At 58.7% G+C, this 11,699-nt stretch carries 8 protein-coding genes; 1 reads left to right on the top strand and 7 read right to left on the bottom strand.

Features of this window, described 5'->3' with window-relative positions; all coding sequences use genetic code 11:
* Nucleotides 1-16 precede the first annotated feature (16 nt).
* From RDV48_05940 to nuoE, 3 genes are read right to left on the bottom strand one after another with little or no spacing between them, the layout of a single operon-like run.
* Nucleotides 17-787 carry a DUF4349 domain-containing protein gene (locus tag RDV48_05940; GenBank protein ID MDQ7822317.1) on the bottom strand — a complete coding sequence of 257 codons (771 nt, stop codon included), beginning with the start codon at nucleotides 785-787 and terminating at the stop codon, nucleotides 17-19.
* A 56-nt stretch (nucleotides 788-843) separates the two neighbouring features.
* A complete protein-coding gene (gene nuoF, locus RDV48_05935; GenBank protein ID MDQ7822316.1) occupies nucleotides 844-2,073 on the bottom strand; it encodes an NADH-quinone oxidoreductase subunit NuoF in 1,230 nt (409 codons plus the stop codon).
* Entirely contained in the window at nucleotides 2,066-2,551 is a 486-nt protein-coding gene (gene nuoE / locus RDV48_05930) for an NADH-quinone oxidoreductase subunit NuoE (GenBank protein ID MDQ7822315.1), read from the bottom strand. Before nuoE ends, nuoF begins: the two co-directional genes overlap by 8 nt.
* Before the next feature lie 337 nt (nucleotides 2,552-2,888).
* Between nuoE and RDV48_05925 the strand changes: the two genes are divergently transcribed.
* Nucleotides 2,889-4,883 (top strand): PQQ-binding-like beta-propeller repeat protein, encoded by a 1,995-nt coding sequence (locus tag RDV48_05925; protein ID MDQ7822314.1) that lies wholly within the window; start codon nucleotides 2,889-2,891, stop codon nucleotides 4,881-4,883.
* Here RDV48_05925 and fdhF read toward each other — a convergent pair.
* From fdhF to RDV48_05905, 4 genes are read right to left on the bottom strand one after another with little or no spacing between them, the layout of a single operon-like run.
* Nucleotides 4,880-7,579: a formate dehydrogenase subunit alpha gene (gene fdhF, locus RDV48_05920; protein ID MDQ7822313.1), complete on the bottom strand. Its 2,700-nt coding sequence runs from the start codon at nucleotides 7,577-7,579 to the stop codon at nucleotides 4,880-4,882. The genes RDV48_05925 and fdhF overlap by 4 nt on opposite strands.
* A gap of 22 nt (nucleotides 7,580-7,601) precedes the next feature.
* Complete coding sequence (locus RDV48_05915) at nucleotides 7,602-9,101, bottom strand: serine/threonine-protein kinase (protein ID MDQ7822312.1); 1,500 nt, start codon at nucleotides 9,099-9,101, stop codon at nucleotides 7,602-7,604.
* On the bottom strand, nucleotides 9,098-10,546 hold the full coding sequence (locus RDV48_05910; protein MDQ7822311.1) for a serine/threonine-protein kinase: 1,449 nt from the start codon (nucleotides 10,544-10,546) through the stop codon (nucleotides 9,098-9,100). Before RDV48_05910 ends, RDV48_05915 begins: the two co-directional genes overlap by 4 nt.
* Before the next feature lie 48 nt (nucleotides 10,547-10,594).
* A complete protein-coding gene (locus tag RDV48_05905) occupies nucleotides 10,595-11,698 on the bottom strand; it encodes a two-component system response regulator (GenBank protein MDQ7822310.1) in 1,104 nt (367 codons plus the stop codon).
* Between the last annotated feature and the right edge of the window lies 1 nt (nucleotide 11,699).

Genomic DNA, 11,699 nt, shown 5'->3' with positions numbered 1-11,699 from the left:
GCTCAATCCCTCGGTATTACCCTGTCTTTCGGCTGTCTTTCATCTGCTGCACCTTCCGGTAAAGGACGACCAGATAGAGAAGGGCTGCCACAAGCATGACGCAGAGAGCGATGACAATCGCAGAGCTTGCAGGCATATCGCTCGGGGCCTTTTCCCTCACGATCTCCTTCACTTCCGTCACATTGATCCGGTCCTGCTGGACCGCGTGGCCCTGGCCGGTCCCCTTGAGGGCTATGCTCACATTGGCATTGTCGCCGTAGTTGTCGTAGTTTCTCAGGCTGCTCCTGCAGCTTGTTATCTGGTCTTTGAGCAGGTTCGCGAACTCAGCCTCAAGGATGGGGCGCTCCACGTCGGAGATTTCAATTCTGGAAAAAAGGCCCTCCCTCGAAGCCTTGGCGAGGAGCTCATAGGCCTTGAGCTTCCTGGAATACTCATCGTAGGACTGCGAATAGTCCGACGTGGACATGCTCTGGCTCTGCAGTCTTCCCACCTGTTTCAGGTCGGAGAGGAACGAAGAGACGGCCGCCGTGGGGATCTGGATCGACGCGTTGCCGCTTGCGGAATTGTCATCGATGTTGAGATTCGAGAGGATCCCCTTGTGCTGCTTCACCATATCGGTGAGCCTCCCCGCTGCCGTGGGGAGGTCGCTGGCGATCACAGTGGCGTTGATATAGGTCTGGACCACCCGCTTCCTGGGCTTTGAAGCCTCTGCTTCAAGAGCGGCCGGCACTTGGCATGCCGAGATGCAGAAGAAAAAGAGCATGATCCACAATGATACCTTTTTCATACTATCCCCCCTCCAGATTATTTAATGCAGCCATTATAGTAGCTCCTACTGTCTTTTTATTCCCGCGGGAAAAATCCTCTTCGGGCGAACTCGCTTCTGAATTTTCTTGCCATTGTACCGATGGCCAGGGCCGCGGCGTCGCCAAGGGGGCAGAGACAGGCTCCCCTCATATAAGTGCAGAGGCGCTCAATGCTCTGAAGAGGCGGGGCCTCAGTTTCCTCCAGGAGGCGGGCGAGCATCGCCGTGCCTTCGCGGCAGGGCCCGCACTGGCCGCATGACTCATCCCTGAAGAAAAGGGCCGCCGTGAGGGCAATGCCCGGGATTGACGCCCCCGAGCCCAGGACAATCACTCCTCCCGAGCCAAGTGAAGAGCCTCGGGCCTCGAGAGATTCATAGTCCATTGTCACATCGCACTCCGCTGCCAGGAGCACCGGCGTCGAGATACCGCCGGGGATGACGCCCTTGAGGATCATCCCCTCCCCGATGCCCCCTGCCCCTTCATTAATGAGAGTGTGGAGGGGTGTTCCCATGGGATACTCGTAGCAGCCTGGTCTTTTCACATCGCCGCTCACCGAGAAGAGCTTCGTGCCCCTGCTTCTGCCGCTGCCGATGGCCGCAAACATGCCGGCGCCTTCCCTTATGATGAAGGGGATGCAGGCGAGGGTCTCCACGTTGTTCACCACGGTGGGGCAGCCATAGAGGCCGGCCTGCACCGGGTAGGGAGGCTTCATCCTTGGCTGGCCGCGCTTTCCCTCGAGGGATTCTATGAGGGCTGTCTCATCACCGCAGATGTAAGACCCGGCGCCCCTGAAAATGCTTATATCAAAGGGAAGCTCTTTATCATGTCCCAGGATACCGGCGTGCCGTGCCTCCTCGAGGGCTTCCCCGATGGCCCGGGCTGCCCTGGCAAACTCCCCCCTCAGGTAGATGAAGCCCCGCTCCGCCCCGATGGCCCGGGCGGCGCAGAGCATCCCCTCTATGACAAGGTGGGGATCGCTCTCCATGAGGACCCTGTCCTTGAAGGTTCCCGGCTCGCCCTCGTCGGCGTTGCATACCAGGTAGACAGGCTTACCTGAGCCGCGGGGCACATAGCCCCACTTGTCGCCCGTGGGGAAGGCGGCGCCTCCCCTGCCGCGCAGGCCCGAGCGCTTTACCTCGTCAATGATCAGGGAAGGCTCCATCGTGAGGGCTTTCCTGAAGGCGGCATATCCCCCGCCGTCCAGGTATTCCTCAAGGGCGACGGGCTTTTCAGGGAGGGGGCGGCGGAGCAGTATGGGCTCACTCATGGGGGGTGCCCCGCTTCTTCAAATAACCGATGATCCCGCTGATTTTTTCCTCGTCAAGGCGCTCGTGAAGCTCATCATTCACCATCATCACCGGCGCGCTCCCGCATGCGCCAAGGCACTGCACGCACTCAAGGGAAAACAGGCCGTCCGGTGTCACCTCCCCTTCACTGATGGCGAGGAGGCTCTTGAGATGCTCAAGGATGCGGGGAGCGCCGGCAAGAGAGCAGGAGACATTGGTGCAGAACTGGATATGCCAGGTGCCCACGGGCTCCTGCCTGATCATCTGATAAAAGCTCGCCACGCCATAGACTTCAGCGGGAGAGAGGGAGAAGAGGTCAGCGATCTCGACAAGGGAATCATTATCGACGTATCCCTTTTCACTCTGGGCAATGCGGAGGGCCCCGAGAAGGGCCGACTGCGCATCAGGAAAGCGGCCCATCTCCTCGCGGATCTCTTTTCTCTGCTCTTCTGTGAGCATGGCGCTCACTCTCCCCTCTCCATCGGCTGACAGGGATTCTCTCTCTCATGGAGTTCTTCACAAAAGGCACTCTCCCTTTCACCGTCCTGGGAAGGCAAAAGAGGAAACACCGGGGAAATAATCATCAAAAGAGGCACAGGAAACCTATTGAAAATCATTACATTCCCATGCTATGATATGCTGAAGAATGATGAGCAGCTCCACTCATTCTGCCAGGTCGTTCCACTGATCTTCCCATGCTCATCAGAGGTAATCGGACTATCAGGGAGTATTCGGCCGCTTCATCAAGCTGAATACCGGACTCTGTCCAGATGTGATGAAGCCTGGAGGATATTCAATGAGAAACAGTCTCACCAGGGTAACGATTCTTTCCGTGCTTGCTCTTTATCTCTCACTTCTCTTCGCCTTCTCCGGCTGCAGCACGGGGACGGGAGGCGGCTTTTCCGGCGGAGTGCCCGGGATGGCGGGGAGTGCCAGGCTCATTATCACCCTCCCCTTTCCGAAGAAGGGATCTTCAGGGATGGTGACCCTCAGGGGAGCCATTCCCAGTAAAAAAGATGAGTTCCTGCTGAGAGAGATCCCCCAGGGCACCACCTATTTCGCCATCTATATCTATGAGCGCGGCACGACGCAGGATGCCGTTCCCCCCGTGCGCGTTGACCGACCCGCAACGGGCGACAGCGCAACCGCGGTAATCAATAACGTCCCCATAGGATGGAAGACCATAAGGATCCTCGCGAGCAACGCGGCGAACGAGGCACTCGCAGAGGCCCTCTACGATGTCCAGGTCATGGCCGGAGACAATCCGGAGGTAACGATGGTGCTGACCCCTACCCTGTCGCCTCTCCCGTCTCCATCGCCGATGCCGACACCCACCCTTTCCCCTTCACCGACGCCGGAGCCCTCACCTTCTCCCTCGCCTTCCCCTCAGGAGCCCTCTCCCACTCCCGTACCCCCCGGCCCCGGCCCCTCACCCACACTAGAATCTATCATTATCACTCCCTCCTCTGCTACCATGGCATCAGGAGGAACGCAGCAATACAGCGCCACGGGATATTACAGCGACTCTTCATCAAGCGACCTGACAGCCTCCGCTTCGTGGACCAGCAGCGATGAAAGCGTCGGCACCATTAGCTCCTCAGGGCTTTTCACCGCGCTCGTGGCAGGCACCTGCACCATTACGGCCACCTCGGGAAGCGTTACCAGCAATTCGTCTTCAGTCACCGTCGTCGCCGCGGGGTCGCTGAAGTGGAGCAACGCATCCCTTGGCTATGTCTATTCGGCGCCCGCCATAGGGAGCGACGGCACCCTTTACGTGGGCGCCGGTTCGCCGGGAAAGCTCTATGCCGTGAGCAGCTCAGGCTCCCTCAAGTGGAGCTATCCTGCGGGAAACCTTATAACAGGGGCACCAGCCATAGGGAGCGATGGTACTGTGTATTTCGGCTCCCGTGATTCACGCTTTTATGCCGTTGACAGCTCAGGCTCTCTCAAGTGGTCCATCTCCCCCGGCGGCTGGACGGAATATGCGACGGCTGCCTTCGGAAGTGACGGTACGGTATACATAGGCACCGTCCAGGATGCGAGGCTCCATGCCCTGAATCCCTCTGACGGAAGCGAGAAATGGAACTACTCGCTGGGTGATCAGTGCTATTCCTCGGCGTCAATAGGGAGCGACGGCACCATCTATATTAAATCTAACTATGGGTATGTTTTTGCAGTGAGCGACGGCACCACGGCGGCAATTCCGCTGTGGTCAAAGGCAGTCGGCTCATCCTTCTATCAGCAGAACGGCTCGCCTGCCATAGGCAGCGACGGCACCGTCTATATAGCTTTCGGCTCATGGTCAGGCGCCCCTTACAACAGCACGCTCTATGCCCTCGATCCCTCGGCCTCGGGCTCATTCAAATGGAGCTATAACTTCACCGGCTGGGCTACCGGCGAGCCTGCCGTGGGAAGCGACGGCACCATTTACTTTGGAAACTACTATTATAATACTTTCTATGCCCTTGATGCCTCGGGGACTCTGAAGTGGAGCTTCAATACCGGCGGAGCTTACTCAAACGAGAATTCCCCCTGCATTGCAAATGACGGCACCATCTATGTCTCAGGGGTATCAGCAACGGGAAGGGTTAATGCCCTTAACAGCTCAGGGAGCCTGAAATGGAGCTACAGCGGATATGTTTCCACCGCGCCGGCTCTGAGTCCTGACGGGACTGTCTATTTCGGATACGATAGTGGTCTGAAGGCCCTCTATGGGACAGGATTGCTCGACACCGCGAGTCCCTGGCCCAAATTCCACCATGACATCCCCAATAACGGGAGGCAGCCTTAAGACTTTCCCTTTGCCTGCGGCTTCTCCACCCTCACGGCGCAGGCCTTGTACTCTGCGGTGTCGGTGACCGGGTCGAAGGCGTCGATGGTGAGCACGTTGCCGCAGGCCTCATGAAAGTGAAATGAAGTATAGACGGTCCCCTCGGGGGAGCGCTCCGTGAGGCGGGCCTTCATCCTCAGGGAGCCCCGGCGCGAGGTTACCGTCACATACTCGCCGTCGGTGATATCCAGCTTCATGCCGTCGGCAGGGTTGATCTCTATGATCTCCTCGGGGCATATGGCCTCGAAGCCGGCGCTCCTCCTGGTCTGCGTGCCCGTGTGATAGTGCCAGAGGCGCCTTCCCGTCGTGAGCACCAGCGGATACTCATCGTCGGGAACTTCGGCAGGAGGGCGCCAGTCCACCGCGGAAAAGCGGGCAAGCCCGCAGGCGCACTCGCCGCCGGCATGGAGGAACTGCGTGCCGGGGTGATCGCATGAGGGGCAGGGCCATTGGATTCCCTCGGTCACGATGCGGTCGTAAGTGATTCCCCTGTAAGAAGGGGTGAGGGCCGTAATCTCTTTCCAGATGTCACCGCTCTCATTGAATCCCATGTCATAGCCAAGGCGCTTTGCAAGCTCCCTGTGAATCCACCAGTCAGGCCGCGCCATGCCCGGCGGCTCCACGGCCTTTCTCACGCGCTGCACCCTGCGCTCCGTGTTGGTGTAAGTCCCCTCATCCTCGGCAAAACAGGCCCCGGGAAACACTATGTGGGCAAGGGCAGCGGTCTCGTTGAGGAAGAGATCCTGCACGATCAGCAGCTCCAGGCTCTTCAGGCACTCAAGGGTGTGGGCCTGGTGGGGCTCAGACATCACCAGGTTCTCGCCGTAGCAGTAAAGGGCCTTCAGGGAGCCTTCCTTCATCGCGGTGAACATCTTCGGGATGGTGAGGCCGGGCTTTTCGGGGAGCCTCACGTGCCAGGCGTCCTCGAAGCGCGTTCTCGTTTCGGCATCGGCCACCTTCTGATAGCCGGAAAAGACGTTGGGGAGCGCTCCCATGTCGCAGGCGCCCTGCACGTTGTTCTGTCCCCTCAGGGGATTGATGCCGCTCGAGGGCTTCCCGAGGTTGCCGAGCAGGAGCTGGAGGTTCACGCAGCTCTTCACGTTATCGACGCCGCAGGTGTGCTCAGTGATGCCCAGGGTGTAAAAGAGGGCCACGCGCTCTGCTCGGGCGAGCACGCGGGCAATCTCCCTTATCTGTGCTTCAGGCACTCCCGAGATTTCCGAGGCCCTCGCAGGGGGGTACTCCTCGATCTTTTTGCTGAACGACTCAAATCCATAGGTGTGGCTGTCGATGAACTCCCTGTTTTCAAGTCCCTCTGTAATGATCACGTGCATGATGCCGTTGATGAGGGCCACGTCGGTCCCCACCTTCGGCTTCACCCAGTGGGTGGCAAACTGGACAAGGCCGATCTTTCTTGGATCTATGACAATAAGGAGGGCGCCCCGCCTCGCAGCGCGCTTCATCCTGTAGGAGATCACGGGATGAGCCTCTGTGGTGTTGGAACCAATAACAAGGAGGCAGGGCGCGTCCTCTATCTCCCCTATCGAGTTGGTCATTGCCCCGGAGCCGAGTGTTTCTGCCAGACCGGCAACAGTGGGGGCGTGTCAGGTCCTGGCGCAGTGATCGATGTTGTGGGTGCCCGTCACCGCCCTCGTGAACTTCATCATCGAATAGTTGTTCTCGTTGGTGGAGCGGGCGCAGCTCACGGCGCCGAAGGCATCGGCGCCATATTTTTCCCTTATCCTGCTGAGGCTTCTCGATGCCTCGCCAAGGGCGTCATCCCACGTGACGGGCACAAGAGCGCCATTGTGCCGAACCATCGGCTCCCTGAGCCTCTGGGGGTGGCTCACGAAATCATAGGCGAACCTGCCCTTGAGGCAGAGGCTCCCGTAATTGGGCTCCACGTCCTCGGCGCCGGTCACCTTGAGAATCTCGTTCTCCTTCACATGAAGGTCCATCTGGCATCCCACGCCGCAGTAAGGACAGGTGGTCCTCACGGTTCTGGCTTCCCACAGGCGGCCTTTGCCCTTCGCCTTCTTCTCGGTGAGGGCTCCCACGGGGCAGAGCTGGACACACTCTCCGCAATGGACGCACGATGATTCGGCGAAGGTTCTGTCATTGTCGTTCACCACCACTGAGTCGCTGCCCCGGTATCCCATGGCCAGCACGCCATTCACCGTGATGTCCTGGCAGGCCTTGATGCAGCGGAAGCATTGCACGCAGCGGTTCATGTTCTTCACTATAAACTGGCTTGAGTCATCAGCAGGGATGTTTTTAGGCCTGCGGGGAAAGCCTGTGGCCTCCACGCCAAGGTAATAGGCCGCCTTCTGGAGCTCGCACTCTCCGCAGGCCTCACAGCTCAGGCATTCGTGGCTTCCCTCGGCAAGGTAGAGCTCCACTATCATTTTCTGAGTCTCTTTCACCCTCTCCGAGGCAGTATTGATCCTCATTCCCTCGCGGAGCTCAGTGGAACATGAGACAGAAAGCCCCGTCGTCCCGTCGATCTCAACCACACAGAGCCGGCAGTATCCCGCGCGCTCTGTCCTCGGGTGGTAGCAGAGCGTAGGGATGAAGAGACCGGCCTTGCGGGCCGCCTGCAGTATGGTGATACCCTTTTCAAAAGGGTATTCTGTCCCGTTGATATGATAAGTGCTCATGTAGTGGTCCTTTCTCCGGCAGCTATTTCCCGTCCCTCAGGCCCCGCACGCTGGAGTACTGGGGGAAGCCCGGCTTCACGCCTGCTGCCTCATGGGCGCTCCCGGAGCACCATATCGTATATGCCGCCGGCCCCCTTCCCACCTCGTAGGCGTATTCCTTCGACCCCGCCGAAGGGCATGCGGGAAGGCCCTCTTTGAAGCGCCCTTTCAGTTTTGAGAGATCATCGGGGTAGCGCCCTTTGGTATCGGCAGCATATAATTCAATGGCTGCAGCAAGATTCCTCAGGTTCTCCTCGCAGGCCGCCGAGCCCGCAGAGGCCTTTTTCGAGAGCAGGTCCGCCGTCCCGGGAAACTGGGACATGAAGAACAGGTATATGAAAAACAGGCTTGCCAGCATTATTGCGGCATGAAGGAATTTATTTCTTTTCGCGAGGTGGTAAATGCCTGCCAGCGTGGCGACAAGAAGAGCCGCCAGGAAAGCCATGAACACCAGGGAGAACGTGAGGTTTTCATGGTGGGTCGAGAGCATCAGAAAGGCGGTGAAACCCGCCCAGAGATACACTGCTGCAGGGATTTCCTTCAGGAACTCAAGAAACGGATGAGGCGGCTTCCGGGGAGAAACCAGGGATCCCCCCGCCTGCCCCTGGAGGGGCTGCGTGGCAAATCCGCCAGGTGAGGGAGCGGGAGATGCCGCTGAGGTGATCCTGTTCTCCGCAAGCTTGAGTGCCCGCCTGAACTCGGCGATGGTCTGGAAGCGCTTCTCGGGAAGGCGCTCAAGGCACCGCGCCAGGATCATCTCCAGATCCTTGGGGGCGCCGGGGTAAAACCTCGAAAGGGGCGGGAACACAAAGTGAAACTGGGCAAGATCCTCCCCGGTGAGTATATGGTAGAAAGTGGCGCCAAGGGAGTAGATGTCGCTTCGTGGGTCTGACTGCTGTGAGCCGTACTGCTCGGGAGGTGAAAAGCCGGGTGTTCCAAGGATATGAGTGTCCTTGGGCTTCTGGGGGCAGAAGTACCGCGCGATGCCGAAGTCAATGAGCAGCACTCTCCCCCGCGGTGTGACCATGATGTTGGAAGGCTTGAGATCCCTGAAGATCACGGGGGAAGGCTTGAACTGGTGGAGGTACTCCAGGATGTCGCAGAGCCTGTAGAGCCAGGCCATCATCCTTTTCGGATCGCAGGGCTCCTGCTGGCAGATCTCTTCTATAGTCGTGCCCTCCACGTATTCCATCACGAGGTAATGGCAGTTCCCTTCGGAGAAGGACTCATAGACCTTGGGGACACCTGTGTGGTTGAGGGTCTTGAGGATCTCCACCTCTTTCCTGTAAAGGTGCACTGCCTCGAGGCGCTCCTCCTGGCTCAGGGTCCCCTCCCTTATCTCCTTGATGGCCCACATGGCGCCGTCAACAGTCAGGTCGGAAGCCCGGTATACCTTGCCGAATGAGCCTTTCCCGATGACATTAAGGAGCCTGTAGCGCTCTCTCAGGATTCTTCCCTCGCAGCCGTAAATCTCTTCGCTCATGGCGTCACGAAGCCTTGTGATGAGTCATAGCGGGGGAAGCCCTCGCGATCCTCATAGGGCCTGTGGAACATGCCGCCGCACCACATGGTATAGGTCTTGGAGTCATCGGATACCTGGTATTCATAGGGCTTTCCCCTTGAGGCGGGACACGTGGGAATGGTCCTCAGATAGGCGGGGGTAAGCTTTTCCTGGGTGTCCGGGTAAAAGCCGTTGTTATCATTTGCGTAGAGGTCCATCGAGCCGGCGATTTTTTTCAGGCTGTCCTGGCACCCGTTGAAGGACTCCCTTCCGGCAGTGGTGGTGAGCATCTTGACTCCGAAAGAGCTTATCATCTGGAAGACCAGGACTCCCAGAACCAGAAGGCTCAGGATTGAGGCGGCAGTGTGGCCATGCATCTTTCTGCCGATGTAGAAAGGAAGGGGTACGATGGAGATGATGGGGATAAAGCAGAGCACGAGCCCTGAGAAAATGAGAAGGGGCTCAAAGGCCAGACCTCCAAGAAAAAACGCCAGGAAAACAGCCCAGAGGTAAATGACTGCCGGGATCCTGGAGAGAATGCTGCCCCGGGGGCGCCCCGGTATGAGCTGCGGCCTGGGCGGGGCCGAAGGGCCGTAAAGGCCGGAGATCTGCCTGGAGAGGCGCAGAAGGTCCTCCCTGAGGCTCTTCACGCTCTGGTACCTTTTGGAGGGATCAGGCTCGAGGCACCGGGACATGAGCTTCTCAAGCCCCGGCGGCACCGCGGAGTTTAATGTCGTGACAGGCGGAATGGCAAAGTTGAACTGCGCCAGGTCTTCCTCGGTAAGGAGGTGGTAGAGCGTCGCCCCGAGGGCATAGATATCGCTCCTCGCATCGGACTGGCTTTTCCCGTACTGCTCCGGGGGGCAGAACCCCGGCGTGCCGAGGACATTGGTGTCCTTCAGCTTCTGGGGGTTGAAAAACCTCGATATGCCGAAATCGATAAGGAGGAGTCTTCCCCGGGGGGTCACCATGACGTTGGAAGGCTTGAGATCCCTGTAGATAAGGGGTGCGGGCTTCAGGGAGTGGAGGTGCTCCAGGATATCGCAGAGCCTGAGGGCCCAGGTGACGGCGCGCTCAGCGTCTATTGTCTCCTGCTCAAGGACCGCGTTGAGGGTTCTGCCCTCAATATACTCCATGACGAAGTAGTGCCTTCCCTCGCCGTCGGAGAAAAAATCGAGGACCTTGGGAACGCCAGTGTGGTTGAGTGTCCGCAGGATGGCCACCTCCCTGGTGTAGAGGTCAATGGCCTCCAGGCGCTCCTCGTCCGTCATGTTGCTGTCCCAGATCTCCTTCACGGCCCAGAGGGCGCCCTGGACCTCCCTGTCCTCGGCAAGATACACTTTCCCGAATGACCCCTCGCCGATGACTTCCTTGATGAGAAAGCGGCCGCGGAGCACGTCGCCTGGAGTGAGGGCACCTTGTTTCATAGCAAGAAGATTATACCATAAAATTGGGACAGACTCCACTATTTTCCTTTACACGCTGACGGCCTCGGCAAGGGCATGGCGCTCCTCTTCGAAATCGGCGAACTCAATGGCCACTTTTCTGAACTCTTCCTGGAGCTCCAGGAAGGCGTCAACCATCCCGGGATCGAAGTGGGTGCCCCGCCCCTCCCTGATAATACCTACTGCCTTGGAATGGGTGAAGGGCATCTTGTACACACGCTTGCTGATCAGGGCGTCATAGACGTCGGCGATTGCCATGAGCCTCCCTGACACGGGGATATCCTCGCCTTTGAGGCCGTTGGGATAGCCCGAGCCGTCCCACTTTTCCTGATGAGATTCAGCTATTTCACGGGCGAAGCGCAGGAAAGAGTTCTCGCCAAGGCGCTTCAGGGCCGTCATTATGGCGTCGCGGCCGTAGATGGTATGCTTCTTCATCTCGGCAAACTCCTCGTCGGTGAGCTTTCCCGGCTTCATGAGGATGCTGTCGGGAACGCCCACCTTGCCGATGTCATGGAGCGGCGCCGACATGTAAAGGAGTTCAACAGTCTCCCTGTTGAGGACGTCAAGATACTTGTTGTGCTCCATAAGGTGCTTTGCAAGGAGCAGCACGTAATTCTTCGTGCGCCTTATGTGGCCGCCGGTTTCGGGGTCCCGGTACTCGGCGAGGCCTGCAAGGCTCTCGATGATCACCTCCTGCATAAGGGTGATCTCCTTGGTGCGCTCCGCCACAAGGTCTTCAAGATGATCGCGGTACCGCTTCAGCTCCAGGTGGTTGCGGACCCTGGCCTTGACGAGGCCGGGATTGAATGGCTTGGTGATGTAGTCCACGGCGCCGAGGTCAAGCCCTTTCTTCTCGTCCTGGGCTTCAGTCATTGCCGTGAGAAAGATGACGGGCACCAGCCGTGTCCTGTGGGCAGCCTTGAGCTTCTCGCAGACCTCGTAGCCGTCCATCCCCGGCATCATGATGTCCAGCAGGATGATATCGGGCACCTCTTCAGCCACCTGGTCCAGGGCGCTCTGCCCGTCCATGGCGACGCGGAGCTCGAAGTCATCTCCCAGGCTCTCTACCAGGATATCGATGTTGGCCTCAGTGTCATCAACGATAAGTACCGTGCCTCTTGGTTTTTCGCTCATG

Source organism: Candidatus Eremiobacterota bacterium (genome assembly GCA_031082125.1).
In the GTDB taxonomy this organism is placed as follows: Bacteria; Vulcanimicrobiota; CADAWZ01; order CADAWZ01; family Ess09-12; genus Ess09-12.
This window is presented reverse-complemented; position numbering and strand designations above follow the sequence as displayed.

Bases quoted from the DNA above. Each gene is read 5' to 3' on its own strand.
- nuoF (MDQ7822316.1), bottom strand. From the start codon at position 2,073: ATGAGTGAGCCCATACTGCTCCGCCGCCCCCTCCCTGAAAAGCCCGTC.
- RDV48_05915 (MDQ7822312.1), bottom strand. From the start codon at position 9,101: ATGAGCGAAGAGATTTACGGCTGCGAGGGAAGAATCCTGAGAGAGCGC.
- RDV48_05925 (MDQ7822314.1), top strand. From the start codon at position 2,889: ATGAGAAACAGTCTCACCAGGGTAACGATTCTTTCCGTGCTTGCTCTT.
- nuoE (MDQ7822315.1), bottom strand. From the start codon at position 2,551: ATGCTCACAGAAGAGCAGAGAAAAGAGATCCGCGAGGAGATGGGCCGC.
- RDV48_05910 (MDQ7822311.1), bottom strand. From the start codon at position 10,546: ATGAAACAAGGTGCCCTCACTCCAGGCGACGTGCTCCGCGGCCGCTTT.
- RDV48_05940 (MDQ7822317.1), bottom strand. From the start codon at position 787: ATGAAAAAGGTATCATTGTGGATCATGCTCTTTTTCTTCTGCATCTCG.
- RDV48_05905 (MDQ7822310.1), bottom strand. From the start codon at position 11,698: ATGAGCGAAAAACCAAGAGGCACGGTACTTATCGTTGATGACACTGAG.